Annotated in this window: 15 protein-coding genes and 1 pseudogene; 8 read left to right on the top strand and 8 right to left on the bottom strand. The window is 73.7% G+C overall.

Annotated features, from left to right (window positions below; all coding sequences use genetic code 11):
- Together AC0CYZ_RS30600 and AC0CYZ_RS30595 are read right to left on the bottom strand one after the other, a co-directional pair.
- Positions 1–330, bottom strand: a 330-nt coding sequence (locus tag AC0CYZ_RS30600; RefSeq protein WP_472221882.1) for a hypothetical protein, incomplete at its 3' end; no start/stop codon positions are given.
- Between the two features lie 131 nt (positions 331–461).
- Positions 462–1,022 carry a TetR/AcrR family transcriptional regulator gene (locus tag AC0CYZ_RS30595; RefSeq protein WP_472221881.1) on the bottom strand — a complete coding sequence of 187 codons (561 nt, stop codon included), beginning with the start codon at positions 1,020–1,022 and terminating at the stop codon, positions 462–464.
- 88 nt (positions 1,023–1,110) lie between these two features.
- On the opposite strand from AC0CYZ_RS30595, the gene AC0CYZ_RS30590 reads away from it, so the two are divergent.
- Positions 1,111–2,292 carry an FAD-dependent monooxygenase gene (locus AC0CYZ_RS30590; RefSeq protein ID WP_472221880.1) on the top strand — a complete coding sequence of 394 codons (1,182 nt, stop codon included), beginning with the start codon at positions 1,111–1,113 and terminating at the stop codon, positions 2,290–2,292.
- A 52-nt stretch (positions 2,293–2,344) separates the two neighbouring features.
- Here AC0CYZ_RS30590 and AC0CYZ_RS30585 read toward each other — a convergent pair whose 3' ends face one another.
- From AC0CYZ_RS30585 to AC0CYZ_RS30565, 5 genes are all read right to left on the bottom strand, one after another.
- A complete protein-coding gene (locus AC0CYZ_RS30585; RefSeq protein WP_472221879.1) occupies positions 2,345–2,746 on the bottom strand; it encodes an SRPBCC family protein in 402 nt (133 codons plus the stop codon).
- The gene (locus tag AC0CYZ_RS30580) at positions 2,743–2,919 is read right to left on the bottom strand and encodes a hypothetical protein (protein WP_472221878.1); all 177 of its coding nucleotides are present in this window, start codon (positions 2,917–2,919) and stop codon (positions 2,743–2,745) included. Before AC0CYZ_RS30580 ends, AC0CYZ_RS30585 begins: the two co-directional genes overlap by 4 nt.
- Before the next feature lie 31 nt (positions 2,920–2,950).
- Positions 2,951–3,838: an RNA polymerase sigma factor SigJ gene (sigJ, locus tag AC0CYZ_RS30575; protein WP_472221877.1), complete on the bottom strand. Its 888-nt coding sequence runs from the start codon at positions 3,836–3,838 to the stop codon at positions 2,951–2,953.
- On the bottom strand, positions 3,835–4,788 hold the full coding sequence (locus tag AC0CYZ_RS30570; RefSeq protein ID WP_472221876.1) for an NAD-dependent epimerase/dehydratase family protein: 954 nt from the start codon (positions 4,786–4,788) through the stop codon (positions 3,835–3,837). Before AC0CYZ_RS30570 ends, sigJ begins: the two co-directional genes overlap by 4 nt.
- Before the next feature lie 361 nt (positions 4,789–5,149).
- A complete protein-coding gene (locus AC0CYZ_RS30565; protein WP_472221875.1) occupies positions 5,150–5,764 on the bottom strand; it encodes a TetR/AcrR family transcriptional regulator in 615 nt (204 codons plus the stop codon).
- Positions 5,765–5,962: 198 nt separating this feature from the next.
- Here AC0CYZ_RS30565 and AC0CYZ_RS30560 point away from each other — a divergent pair, with 198 nt between their 5' ends.
- Genes AC0CYZ_RS30560 through AC0CYZ_RS30530 form a run of 7 tightly spaced genes read left to right on the top strand, consistent with a single transcriptional unit; the run spans position 5,963 to position 13,269 of the window.
- On the top strand, positions 5,963–8,377 hold the full coding sequence (locus AC0CYZ_RS30560; RefSeq protein WP_472221874.1) for a xanthine dehydrogenase family protein molybdopterin-binding subunit: 2,415 nt from the start codon (positions 5,963–5,965) through the stop codon (positions 8,375–8,377).
- Positions 8,374–9,264: an FAD binding domain-containing protein gene (locus tag AC0CYZ_RS30555; protein WP_472221873.1), complete on the top strand. Its 891-nt coding sequence runs from the start codon at positions 8,374–8,376 to the stop codon at positions 9,262–9,264. Before AC0CYZ_RS30560 ends, AC0CYZ_RS30555 begins: the two co-directional genes overlap by 4 nt.
- Positions 9,261–9,752, top strand: coding sequence for a (2Fe-2S)-binding protein (locus AC0CYZ_RS30550; protein WP_472221872.1), 492 nt, complete (start codon positions 9,261–9,263; stop codon positions 9,750–9,752). The genes AC0CYZ_RS30555 and AC0CYZ_RS30550 overlap by 4 nt, the downstream gene beginning before the upstream one ends.
- A complete protein-coding gene (locus tag AC0CYZ_RS30545; RefSeq protein WP_472221871.1) occupies positions 9,749–10,693 on the top strand; it encodes an MBL fold metallo-hydrolase in 945 nt (314 codons plus the stop codon). Before AC0CYZ_RS30550 ends, AC0CYZ_RS30545 begins: the two co-directional genes overlap by 4 nt.
- A gap of 44 nt (positions 10,694–10,737) precedes the next feature.
- The gene (locus AC0CYZ_RS30540; protein WP_472221870.1) at positions 10,738–11,727 is read left to right on the top strand and encodes a fumarylacetoacetate hydrolase family protein; all 990 of its coding nucleotides are present in this window, start codon (positions 10,738–10,740) and stop codon (positions 11,725–11,727) included.
- A gap of 5 nt (positions 11,728–11,732) precedes the next feature.
- Positions 11,733–12,785, top strand: a complete 1,053-nt coding sequence (locus tag AC0CYZ_RS30535) for an NADPH:quinone reductase (RefSeq protein WP_472221869.1) — start codon at positions 11,733–11,735, stop codon at positions 12,783–12,785.
- 52 nt (positions 12,786–12,837) lie between these two features.
- Positions 12,838–13,269: a tautomerase family protein gene (locus AC0CYZ_RS30530; protein ID WP_472221868.1), complete on the top strand. Its 432-nt coding sequence runs from the start codon at positions 12,838–12,840 to the stop codon at positions 13,267–13,269.
- Positions 13,270–13,462: 193 nt separating this feature from the next.
- On the opposite strand, the pseudogene AC0CYZ_RS30525 reads toward AC0CYZ_RS30530, so the two are convergent.
- A pseudogene (locus AC0CYZ_RS30525) lies at positions 13,463–13,611 on the bottom strand (cob(I)yrinic acid a,c-diamide adenosyltransferase); the annotation flags it as partial.

The raw sequence follows: 13,611 nt of genomic DNA, 5'->3' as shown, positions 1-13,611 counted from the left end.
GATCAGCGGTGGGATGCCCGCGCTGATGATCGGGACGGAGTCCCGCAGCTCGTCCAGCAGAGCCGTCCGGACCTCGTGCCCGCCGAACACCGCACCGACCACGTCGGCGAGGACGTGCGCGACGTAGGTCGAGACGACCGTTCCCACCACCACGAGGAGCGCCTCGCCGGTGCGGATCGCGTCCTCGTAGACGCCGGCGGTCGCGGCGAGGACCAGCACGTCGCCGTAGACGTACGCCGACACCCGATTGTCGGCCCGGCGCGGCGTCAGGTCCTCCCGGGTCGCGAGCACCGCGCGGATGGGATGCCTCAGCACACCGACCGTTCCCATGAGGCGATCCTCGCCCACCGACGTATGACCGGGGCGGCAGCGCTGCCCGCCGCGCTGTCGGGGTTCTCCCTCGGAAGGTGACTGACCGTCGAGGGCTTCCGGAACACGCCCCTGACGAGTCCGGGAGGGGCTCAGCCGTCGAGTATCCCCTGCAGGATCGGCCCCATGGTCGCGACGACCTCGCCCGGCGGGGCGTCCGCCACCGGCGGCAGTCGCAGCACGTAGCGGGTGAGCGCGGTCCCGAGGATGTAGGAGCTGAGCGCTCCCGCGCGGCGCACGGCGCCGCCCCGCCCGTCGTCGAGCCCACGGACCATCGACGCGACCTGCACCGCGAAGACCTCCCGGACCCGTTCGGCGGCCCGTTCGCTGGTGGGCGCCGAGCGCAACAGCAGGGTGAGCACCTCGCCGGCGGCCGGGTCGTCCCAGAGGGCGACGAACCGGCTCGCCAGCACCACGCCACGGTCCTCGGGCGGCACCTGTCCCAGGTCGGGCAGGGCGAGGTCGACGTCGGTGGCGGCCCCGAACAGGCCGTCCTTGCTCCCGAAGTAGCGGATCACCATCGAGGCGTCCACGCCGGCGTCGGCGGCGATGGCGCGCACCGTCGCCCGCTCGAACCCGTGGGTCGCGAAGGCCCGCCGGGCGGCGGCCAGGACCGCGTCGCGGGCCGGCTGCGAGCGGGCGGTGAACGGCACGTGCCCACGATAGCCAACAGGTGTTGGCATACGCGCCGAACACGGTCTACTGTTGCCAACAGTTGTTGGCCAACAGATGGTGGTGTTGATGATGGGACACGAAGTCGCGACGGAGGTGCTGGTGAGCGGGGCCGGCCCGGTGGGATTGGCCCTGGGCAACCGCCTCGCGGCGGCGGGCGTGGACCACGTGCTGATCGACCGGGCCGAGAGCGGGGCGAACACCTCCCGGGCGGCGGTCGTGCACGCCCGGACCCTGGAGGTGCTCGACGAGCTCGGGGTGACGTCCGCCCTGCTGGCGCGCGGGGTGGTGGTGCCGCGGTTCACCGTGCGTGACGGCGACCGGGTCCTGCTCGCCGTGGACTTCGACGGGCTGCCGACCGCCTACCCGTACACGCTGATGGTCCCGCAGGACGTCACCGAGGAGGTCCTCGAGGGTGCCCTGAAGGAGCGGGGCGGCGCGGTGCTGCGCGGCCAGTCCCTCGAGGGCTTCGCGGTCGACGACGACGGTCGGGTCCGGGCCGACGTCCGCGGGCCCGACGGCATGTGGACGGTCGTGGCCGACCACCTCGTCGGTGCGGATGGCATGCACTCCCGCGTCCGCGAACTCTCGGGGATCGGGTTCGCCGGCTCCAGCTACGCGCAGTCCTTCGTGCTCGCGGACGTGGAGATGGACTGGCCGCTGCCCGAGCACGAGGTCCAGCTCTTCTTCTCCCCCGCCGGGCTGGTGGTCGTCGCGCCGCTGCCCGGTGGGCACCACCGCGTCGTGGCCACCGTCGACGACGCCCCCGAGCACCCGGACCCCGACGACGTCGCGGCGCTGCTCCGCGCACGGGGCCCGGCGGGCGCGGGTCCGGTCCGGTCGGTGGCGTGGAGCTCGCGGTTCCGGGTCCACCACCGGCTCGCGGAGAGCTACCGTCGCGGCCCGGTGTTCCTCGCCGGCGACGCCGCCCACGTGCACAGCCCGGCCGGCGGCCAGGGCATGAACACCGGGATCCAGGACGCCGTCGACCTCGGCGGCCGTCTCGCCGCGGTCCACGCCGACGCCGCCGATCCCACGATCCTCGAGGGCTACGACCGGGTCCGCCGGCCGGTCGCACGCCAGGTCGTCGCGCTCACCGACCGCATGACCCGCGCGGCCACGCTCTCCGGCGCCCCGGCCCGCGCGCGCAACCTCGTCCTGCGCGGACTGGGCGCACTCCCGCCGGTCCGGCATGCCGCCGCCATGAACCTCTCCGAGCTCAGCACCCGACCCGGTCCGACATCACCCTGACCGCTCGCCCGGACCGCAGTCCGTCATCCAGCCGGCTGGGCCCGCCGCGAGCTCAGCCGCTCGCGAGCACCGTCGCGAGCGCCGCCAGCTCGGCACGCACCGTGGCTGCCGCCGCCGACGGGTCGGCGCCCGGGGCGACCGGAACCGTCATGGCGACCACGCACCCCCCGGCGCGTCCTGGCGTCACGTCCAGGTGGGCGCCGCCCTCGATGCCGGGGGCCACGATGCGCAGGATGTCCACCGTGCCCGAAGCGAGGTCGACCGCGACCCGCAGGGAGAACCGCAGCCCGTCCTTGGTGGCGCTCCACCCGCCGTCGTCCTCGGCGTGCACGGCGTCGGCGAACCCGGGCGCCCACTGCGGGATGCGGGCGGGGTCGGCCACCACGGCGATCACCGCCGCCGGGTCCGCCTCGACCTCGAGGGTCACGGGCGGGGTGCGGGTCGGCCGGCTCATGGGCACTCCCGGGGTTCGTCCAGTGCGCGGACCCGAAGGGTATCCAGCACGAGCCCCGCGGTGATCGCGTCGAACTCGGAGAGCCCGGCCCTCACCAGCGCGGAGTCGAGCGCCACGACGAACGGGATCACGTCCACGACGTCGTGCGTCTCGACCTGGCAGTCCCGGCGCACGCGGAGGAGGCGCCGGACTGCTCGGGTGGCGTCAGGACCGCGGGGCGACGCGGGTGAGCTTGTCGGGGTTGAGCACCGCGAAGATCGAGGCGATCCGGCCGTCCCGGACGTCGAGGGCGAACACCGACCCGACGCCACCCATCGCGGTCTCGACGCCGACCTGCCCGTTGATCTCGACGAACGACACCGGTCCCAGGCCGAAGCGGCCCAGCAGACCGAGCACGAACGCGATCACGTTCTCCCGGCCGAGGATCGGGCGGCGGGCGGCGCGCGCCTTGCCGCCGCCGTCGTTGTAGGCGACCACGTCGGCGCGCAGCATCGCGGTCAGTCCGTCCAGATCGCCCGCGCGGGCGGCGGCGATGAACCGCTCGAGCAGCACCCGGTGCTCCGCGGCGTCGGGCGGCGACCCGTCACGGCGCTCGTCGCCGAGCTTCGATGTCGCCCGGTGCTGCAGCTGGCGACACGCCGCGGCGCTGACCCCGACGATCCCGGCGATCTCGTCGTAGGGCATCGCGAAGGCCTCCCGCAGCACCACCACCGCGCGTTCCGGCGGGGAGAGCCGCTCCATCAGGTGCAGGGTGGCGTAGGCGAGGGTGTCGTCGAGCTCGGCGCTCTCGGCCGGCCCGAGCTCGGCGGTGGCCACCGGCTCGGGCAACCACGGCCCCGGGTACGCCTCGCGGCGGGCCCGGGCCGAGGTGAGGGCGTCGATCGCCAGCCGCGACACCGCCGTGATCAGGAAGGCCTGCGCCGAGCGGACCGACGCGTGGTCGGCGCGCATCCACTTCTCGTAGGCGTCGGCGACCACGTCCTCGGCGTCCCACATGCTGCCCAGCAGCCGGTAGGCCAGGCCGAGCAGCACCGGTCGGTGGAGCTGGAACGCCGCGGTCGGGTCGGCACCCTCGTCGGTCGTCGCAATCATGCCGCGCTCGGCCGGCGGCCGGTGATCTCGACGGCGAACCCGTCGCGCCAGGAGCCGTAGCGCGGCCGCCAGTCCAGATGCAGCCGGGCCCGCGCGTTGTCGGCACCCCGCAGCCGGGTCATGAACGTCCGCCCCCACGACCCGACCGCCACCGTGGCCACCGCGGCCGGGACCACCTTGGGGGCCGGCGCTCCGAGCAGCCGCGCGAGCTCGGGCAGCCACTCACGCACCGGCGCCGGGTCGTCGTCGACGACGTTGAGGACCGCCGGGACCGTCGGCCGGTCCAGCGTGGCGACGATGGCGCTGGCGGCGTCGTCGGCGTGGGTGAACGAGAACACCGACCCGCCCGACCCGACGACCGGCATCCGCCCGGCCCGGACCGCGGCGGCGGTCGACCCTTCCGGGGCGTAGACCGACCCGGGCCCGTACAGGTGCCCGAACCGCAGCACGGTGCCGCCGGCGGCGCGGGTGCGCTGCTCGAGCTCCTCCAGCGCCGCGAGTGCCGGCCGGAACGGGCGCGGTGGGTCCGCCCAGAACGGCTCGTCCTCCCCCGCCGGACCCGTGCCGGTCGGGTCGTAGGCGTAGGCCAGGCCCTCGGCGACCACCCGCCGCACCCCGGCCTCCTCGGCCGCATCGAGCAGATGGCGGGTGCCCTCGCTGCGCAGCCGGTTCGTCACCGCGAACTCCCGCGCCATCCGCCGCGGCCGGATCGCCGCCGGGATGGCGGTCATCAGGTGCACGACCGCCTCCGGGGCCGCGCCGAGCACCGCGGCGCGCATCGACGCCTGATCGAGGCCGTCGACGGCGACCACCCTCGCCGTCGTCCCCCGCAGTACCCCACGAGGATCCCCGGTGCGGGACAGGGCGGTCACCTCGTGCCCGACCGCCTCCAGCAGGGGCACCACGGCCCGGCCGACCACCCCCGTCGCACCGGCCACCAGCACCCGCATGAGGACCTCCTCGGCTCGTCGGCGCCGCCGTCCGCGTCGCCACGAGCCAGACGACGCAGCCGCCCGTCATGTGACACCCGTCGGCGGATCAGGGAGAGATGAGGATGCGCCCGCGGAGCCCGCCGTCCTGGAACGACCGGTAGGCGGCCCGCATCCAGGACGCAGGCGGAGGACCACGGCGATCTGTCGCCCCAGACCTCGTCGGACACGCCGAGATCGTGAACTGATCGAGCTGCGGCGACCGCGGGCCGGGCCTGGTCGGTACGCGCCCCGTCACAGCGCCACCCGCGGACCGCAGCCTTTCGGACGGCCCTGGCCCTTCGGCCTGGCCTACGCGGTCGCGGCGAGGCCGGGTCGTCGTCTACGCGCCGATCGCGTCTGCGGTCGCGAGCGTTCCCACAGCCCTGACCGTGCTCTCGGCCAGGCCGGCGGCCAGGTCGTGGCCGACGTGGGGCAGGGCCCGCGGCCCGCTGACCATCTCGACCCACACGGCGTTCTGGCAGGCGCCGGCCAGCTTGATCGCTTCCACGGCGAGATCAGCCTCGGCGGAGACCCGGCCCGCGTCGCGGTGCGCCTCGAGGAAGGACTGCACCAACCCGTACACCTGCTGCGGTCCCGACCCCGCCTCGCGATGTCCGGCCGCGTAGGCCTGGAAGAGCTGGCGGTCGGCCAGCGCGGTGGCGGCGAGTGGAAGACTCGCCCAGTAGAACGCGAGCGTCGCCTCGACCACGTCGACCAGGCCCTCACGCAGCGGACGGTGGGCGCCGCGCTCGACCGCCTCCCCCAGCACCTTGACCTCCGGCAGACCGTAGGACAGGACCGCGCCGAGGAGGCGGCCCTTGTCGCCGAAATGCCCGAAGATGGATCCCTCGGCGCAGTCGGCCTCCGCGGCCACGCGCTTGGAGGTCACCGCCGCGAAGCCCTCCTCCCGGAGGATCTTGGCTGTCGCCTCGAGGATCCGCGTTCGCATCGACATCGTCCCACCCTCCTCCAGCACGGCGATCTGACGACGCTAGCACGAAGCACGACCTGTTGAGCGTTCACTCAGCTTTCCCGGGCCTGTTCCCGGGGTTCCGGCCGGGCCTCCGGAGAAACTGTTGACGCACATCACAGCTGCCACGTACCTTCTGCCGAGTGAGTGCTCACTCAGCATTGTCAGTGAGTGGAGGAATGGATGAATCATCCCGAGGAGTCCGGTCGCCGGTTGCGCGGTGATCGTTATGTGCGCGGTCTGGTGCCGTTCCTCGACGACGAGACCGAGCAGCCCGACGCGCACCTGGTGTTCGTGCGCAGTCCCCACCCGCACGCCCGCATCCGGGCGGTTGACACGGGCGCCGCGCTGGCGGCGCCGGGCGTGCTCGCCGCGATGTCGGGGGCGGACACCGGCGGCCCGATCGGCCCGCTGCTGTGCATGACCCCGCCGCCGCTGACGGGCACCCCGGGTCCCCTCGCCCTGCCGTGTCTGCCGGTCGAGCTCGTGCGCTTCGTGGGCGAGCCGGTCGCGCTGGTGGTCGCCGAGACCCTCGAGCAGGCACACGCCGCGGCCGAGCTGGTCGACGTGCACTACGAGGTCCTCGAGCCGATGCTCGGCATCGCCGCCGCGACCGCGCCGGACGCGGTGCGCCAGCACCCCGACCTGGCGAGCAACGTGGTGATGGGCGCCGCGGTGGCCGCCGGGAATCCCGCGGCTCGGTTCGACGCGGCGGCGCACGTGGTGTCGGGGCGGGTGAGGATGAGCCGCAGCAGCGCTGTTCCGCTGGAGCCACGGGGATGCATCGCCTCGTGGGATCCCGTCGCCGACCGGCTAGTCGTGCGGGCCTCGGTGCAGCAGCCACACATGTTCCGGGCGGACCTGGCCCGCCAACTCGGGATGGCCGAGAGCGACGTCCATGTCGTGACCCCGGCGCTGGGCGGCGCCTTCGGGTTCAAGTTCATCGGCCTGCCCGAGGAACCGCTGACCTGTCTGGCAGCCAAGCTCCTCGGCCGCCGCGTGCGGTGGGTGGAGACGCGCCCGGAGGCGCTGCTCGTGGGCGCCCGGGACTACGAGGCGAGCTTCCGGGTCGCCGCCGACGCCTCGGGGCGGATCGAGGCGCTCGAGGTCGACCTCGAGGCCGACATCGGGGCACTGACGGCCAACCCCGGCCCGCTGATGCCGATGGTCGGCGCCGCCACGTTCCCGGGCGGTTACGACATCGCCGATTTCGCGGTGCGCTGGCGCGAGGTGATGACGAACAAGGGCCCGTGGAACGGCGCTCGCGGGTTCGGCAAGGAGATCACCTGCCTCGTCCTCGAGACCGCCCTCGACGACGTGGCCCGCCGCCTCGGCCTCGACCCGGTGGCGGTGCGGCGGGTCAACCTGCTCACCAGCGACCGTCTCCCGCACCGCACGCCCACGATGACCCTCGACTCGGGGGACTACCACCGCGCGCTCGACCTGGTCCTCGAGCTCGCCGACTACGACGAGCTGCGCGCCGAACAGCAACGACGGGCGGACGCCGGAGCGGACACCGCCGTCGACACCCGGTTGGGCATCGGGGTGGCGTTCGAGCTCACCCCCGAGGGGTTCGACGGTGGCGGCGGACTCGCCCGAGGGTACGAGACCGCGACCGTTCGGCTCGACACCAGCGGACGCGCCACGGTGCTCACCGGCGTGACCAGCCCGGGCACCGGCAGCGAGACCGCCATCGCCCAGATCGTCGCCGCCCAGCTCGGTATGACGGCCGCCGAGGTCCGCGTGGTGCAGGGGGACACCGAGACCACTCCCTACGGCTCGGGCAGCTTCTCCAGCCGGGCCGTGCTGGTGGGCGGGTCGGCGGCCCACCTGGCCGCCGCCGAGCTCCGCGAGAAGCTGGTGGCGGCGGCCGCGGCCCTGCTCGGCGCGCGGCCCGAGGACATCGCGGTCGCCGACGGCGTGTACCGCGTCGCCCACGACCCCACCCGGGTGATGCCCCTGCCCGCGCTCGCCCTGGCGTTCCGGTCGCTGGGATCGGCGCTGCCGGGAATCGGTGAACCGCAGCTCGAGGCGACCCGCACCTACGGGCCGGGGAACCTGCAGTCGATCCCCGATGCGGACGGCCGCATCCAGATCTACCCCACCTACTCCTACTCGGTGCACGTCGCTGCGGTGGACGTGGAGATCGACACCGGTCTCCCGCACGTGCGCGCCCTGACCGCCGTGCACGACTGCGGCGTGGTCATCAACCCCGGGCTCGTCGAGGCCCAGCTGCACGGCGCGGTCGCCATGGGTCTCGGGGTGGCCCTCCAGGAGGAGGAGCCCCACGACCCGGAGGGACATCCGATCGCCACCGACTTCAAGCGCTACCTGGTACCGCGGATCAAGGACATCCCGGTGATCACCACCGGGCACCTCGAGTCGCCATCGCCGTTCACCGTGCTCGGCACCAAGGGAGCCGGCGAGTCGGGCGTCGGCGGGGCCGCCGCCGCCATCAGCGGCGCCGTGCGCGACGCGCTGCGCTGTGCCCCCGGGACCTCGGTCACCGTGCCGATGACGCCACCGCGCGTCCTCGCCCTCGCCGATCAGGCCGCTGTCGGATCGGCCACCGAGGCCCTCGCCGGAGCCCCGTCATGAGCGCTGCCCTGTCCACCGGCCTGCGTTTCTCGGTGCCGGCCGACCTCGACGACGCCCTCGCCCTGCTGTCCCGCGAACCGGGCAGCCTGCTGGCGTGCGGGGCCACCGTCGTGCTCCCGCGCCTGGCCCACGACCACCGCCCGCCACCCGTCATCGACATCGCCGCCCTGCCCGGCTTCGGCGACATCGACGCCCAAGGCGACGGTGGAGTCCGGCTCGGTCCGGCGGTCACCTACCGGGCCCTGCTGCGCGACCGGCACCCCGCGCTCGCCCTGCTGCGAGGTCTCGCCGCGCGGATCACCGGCGGCCCGCAGATCCGCGGACAGGGCACCATCGGCGGCTCCGCCTGCCACGCCAACCCCTCCTCCGACGTGCCCACCGGTCTCGTCGGCCTCGACGCGCAGCTCGAGCTCGCCACCGCGTCGGGACGGCGCAGCGTGCCCGCCGCGGAGTTCTTCCGCGGCGCGTACCGCACCGCGCTGACGCCCGGCGAGATGCTCGTCGGGATCTCCGTCGCGCCCAGGGCGGCACGATGGGGTTACGCGAAGCTGCTGACCGCCTCGGGTGGCTGGCCGATCACGAATGCCGCCGCCCGTCTCGAGGGCCCCCGGGTCACCCTCACCGTCGGCGCCGCGCTCGAGCGGCCGGTCACGCTGCCGCCGCTCGTCCTCGACGACCCTGCCGCGCCCACCGCCGCCGACCGGGACGCCGTGCGCACCGCGCTCGAATCCGCCGTCGCCGACACCGGCATCGGGTGGTGGTCCGACGCCCAGGCCGAGGCCGGCTACCGGCGTCGGGTGGCGGCCGCCATCGCGATCCGTGCCGTGCGCGACGCGCTCCTGCCCGACGTGTCCCCACCCGCCAGCGAGACGGAGCCGACCCGATGAACCCGACAGCGACGACCACGAGTCTCAACGGGCGACCCGTCGCCCTGCCCGAGGACCCCGGCACCCCGCTGGTCGACGTGCTCCGCGAGGACCTCGCGGACCGCAGCGTCCGCCTCGGGTGCCGCAACGGGGACTGCGGCACCTGCACGGTGCTCATCGACGGCGATCCGTTCAAGTCGTGCCTGGTGCCCAACCACCGCGCGGCCGGCCGGGAGATCACCACACTGCGGGGACTCTCCGGCGGCGGCGAGGTCCACCCCGTGGCCCAGGCGTTCTGGGACACCAACGGCTTCCAGTGCGGGTACTGCCTGCCGGGCATGGTGCTGTGCACGACCGCGCTGCTGGCCGAGGACCCCGCTCCCGACCGGCCCGCGATCGAGGAGGCCCTCACCGGCAACATCTGCCGCTGCACGGGCTACCAGAACATCGTTCGGGCCGTCGACGCAGCAGCCCGCGGCCAGGGCCGGCACGGGGCGGTGTCGTCGTGAGCGCGCACACCCACGACATCACCAGCCCGGCCCCGCCGACGCTGCAGGAAGTGGCCGACGGGGTCCACGCCTACATCCAGCCCGACGGGACCTGGTGGATCAACAACACCGGCGTCCTCGTCGGCCCCCAGGGCATCACCGCGATCGACTCCTGCTCCACCGAGCGCCGCACCCGGGCCTTCCTGCAGACGATCCGCGGGCTGTCCCCGGCCCCGGTCAGGACCCTGGTCAACACCCACCACCACGGGGACCACACCTTCGGCAACGCCCTGTTCGACGGAGCCACCATCGTCGCCCACGAACGGGCCCGCACCGAGGTGATCGACTTCGGGCCGGCGCGCGAGCTCCCGTACTGGGACAACCCCGACTGGGGTTCGCTGCCCCTCGAGCCGCCGTTCCTGACCTTCACCGACCGCGTGACGCTGCACCTCGGCGAGCGGCGCGCCGAGATCGTCCACGTCGGGGGCCCGGCCCACACCACCAACGACGTGATCGTCTGGCTGCCCGAGGACTCCGTGGTGTTCGCCGGCGACCTCGTCTTCCACGGCGGCACCCCCTTCCTGCTCATGGGTTCGGTCACCGGCGCGATCGATGTCCTCGAGAAGACGCTGGTCCCCCTCGGGGCCCGCACGGTCGTCCCCGGCCACGGCCCGGTCTTCCACGACGCGGCACCGCTCGTCGACACCGTCGAGTACCTGCGCTTCGTCCTCGACCTCGCCACCGCCGGCCGCGCCGCCGGCCTGACGCCGCTGGCCACCGCCCTCGACGCCGACCTCGGCCGCTTCAAGGACTGGCACGACGCCGAACGGCTCGTCGGCAACCTGCACCGCGCCTACGCCGACCTCGACGGCCTCCCCGGCGGGCAGGGCGTCGACATCTATCCCGCTCTCGCCGACATGGTCACCTACAACGGCGGGCTGCCCCTGAGTTGCTCGGCCTGACGCCGAGCCGACCGTACGCACCCCACACCAGGAGAGCTTCCACCATGCGTTTCGCGACCTATCTCCACCACGACGAGGTCCGCAGCGGCGTCGTCGACGGCGAGGGGATCGCGCCCCTGCCGACCGGCACGAATGTGCTCGACCTCCTGCAGGACGGGCAGCCGGGCCTGCTCGAGGCGGGTCGTTCCGCCTCGTCCGCCGAGCGCGTCGCCGTGTCCGAGGTGCGGTTGCTCCCGCCGTTCCAGCCCCCGACGGTGCGGGACTTCGTCGCTTTCGAAGAGCACGTCGAGGGCGTGCGGCGCACCGTCTCCAGCGAGGCCGGCGTGCCCGAGGCCTGGTACGAGATCCCGACCTTCTACTTCACCAACCCCTACGCGATGATCGGCGCCCACGACGACGTGCCGGTCCCGCCCGGCAGCAAGGTCCTCGACCTCGAACTCGAGGTCGCCGCGGTGATCGGCCGCGAGGGCCGCGACCTCTCCCCCGAGCAGGCCCGCGAGCACATCGTCGGCTACACCGTCTTCAACGACTGGTCCGCCCGCGATCTGCAGGCCCACGAGATGCAGATCGGCCTGGGGCCGGCCAAGGGCAAGGACACCGCCACCACCCTGGGCCCCTACCTCGTCACCGCCGACGAGATCGAGCCCTACCGCGACGCCGACGGCTTCCTCGCCCTGGGACTGACCGCCGAGATCAACGGAAAGGTCATCGGCCAGGACCTGCTCTCCAACATGGGCTGGCCCTTCGAGGACCTGGTCGCCTACGCCTCCCGGGGCACCGTCGTCCGCCCCGGCGACGTCCTCGGCTCGGGCACCTGCGGCAACGGCGGCTGCCTCGGCGAGCTCTGGGGTCGCGGGCGCTCCCGCGAGGAGCTCCCGCCCCTGGTCCCCGGCGACGTGGTCACCCTGACCGTCGAGGGTCTCGGCTCGGTCAGCAACCGTGTTGTCGCAGGCCCGGAGCCCGTGACCGTGCCCCGGGCCCGCCCGCGCCCGCGGACCCGTCCGGCCGCCATGGCCGCGACCGCGGGCCGGTGACCGGCATGGCACTGGGGACCGTCGGGAGCACATCGCCCGCGGTGGGGTACGCGGTCGCCGGGGACCCCGACGTGCTGCACCCCCTCGACCTTCCCGTCCGCGCTCCCGGTCCGGGCGAGGTCCAGATCGAGATCGCGAGATCCGGGGTCAACCCCGCCGACGTCAAGGCCCGCCGGACCCTGCGACTGCCCATTCCCGAGGGCGAGGTCCAGGTGCCCCACCACGACGGAGCCGGGCGCATCCGCGCCGTCGGCCCCGCCGTCGACCGGTTCGAGCCCGGGCAACGGGTCTGGACCCACCTCGCCGCCTACCGACGGCTCGCGGGCACCGCCCAACGGTTCGTCACGCTCCCGTCCGAGCTCGTCGCTCCGCTCCCCGATGGCGCGTCGTTCGAGCTCGGCGCGACGCTCGGCGTCCCGTTCCTCACCGCCCACCGCGTCCTGACCCTCGGCGAGAACGGCCCGGCCGAACTCCACACCGAAGCCCTGGCCGGCACCACCGTCCTCGTCGCCGGCGGCGCCGGAGCCGTCGGCAACGCGACCATCCAGCTCGCGAGATGGGCCGGCGCCACCGTGCTGACCACCGTGAGCTCACCGCAGAAGGGCGCCCTCGCCGCCGCCGCGGGCGCCGACCACGTCATCAACTATCGCGACGACGACGTCGTCGCGCGGGTCCGCGACCTCGCACCCGACGGCGTCGACCGCGTCGTCGAGGTCGCTCCGGCCGTGAACGCCACCATCGACCTCGGGGTCCTGACCACCGGCGGCGTCCTCGCCGTCTACGCCAACGACGGCGGCGCCGCGCTCGACCTGACCGTCCAGGACGCCATGTGGCTGAACCTGCAGATCGGGTTCGTCATCCTCTACACCCTCACCGCGGGCCAGCGAGCCGCCGCGGCCAACGCTCTCTGCCGCGCAGCCGAGGAAGGCGCCATCGGCGTCGGTCCCGACTTCGGCCTGCCCCTGCACGTCCACCCGCTCGAGGACACCGCCGCCGCGCACACCGCGATGGAGAACGCCGTCGTCGGCAAACAACTGATCGCCGTCGCCGAGCTCTGACCCGGCTCTGAGTCCGCTCCAACCGACCCGACCCGACCCGTACGGAGGAACCATGCCCGTCTACCGCTGCTCGATCCCGCAAGGCCTGCTCTCCGACGAGCAGAAGCAGCAGATCGCCCTCGAGATCACCGACATCCACTGCGCGCTGACCAACGGCACACCGCGCAAGTTCGTGCACGTCACCTACGAGGAGGTCGCCCCCGGCTCCGTCTACGCCGGTGGCGAGCGCTCCACCGCCTCGAAGACCCTCGGCCTGATCCGGACCGGCCGCTCGCAGGAGGTACGCAGCGAGCTGGTGCGTCGACTCACCGATATGTGGGCCCGCATCTCCGGCCAGGACAAGGCCGACATCCTCGTCGCCCTGCACGAGGTCCGCCCCCGCGACGTCATGGAATGGGGCGAGCTCCTCCCCGAGGACGGTCAGGAAGCCGCCTGGGTCGCCGAACACGACCTGGCCGGCATCGGCGTCTCCGCCACCAAGTAGCGCACCGTGGACGCGGAGCGGGCGCGCCCGCTCCGCGTCGAGGCGTCGACGGCTGAGGCCTCGGGGTGCTGCTCGAGCAGCATCGCGCCAACGTGCTGAGGGCTCCTCGGAGGGGCAATCCCTCACTGATGCGCTGAGCCTTCCGACGCTCCTCGGCGATGTCCGACCTTCGCATCAGCGCGTTGGACGACGGCTAGCTCCTCGACGACTCGGAGGTGTCGGTGTCCCGGCCCGGCTGCCACAGCGTGTCGCCCTCGGGATTGGCGCAGCGGCCGAGGACGAAGAGCAGGTCGGAGAGCCGGTTGAGGTACGTGGCGGTGAGCTCGTTCGTGTGCTCGGCGT

This window comes from Actinomycetospora sp. (assembly GCF_055612215.1).
The sequence above is the reverse complement of the archived record's forward strand: the minus strand, read 5'-3'. Positions and strand labels throughout refer to the sequence as shown.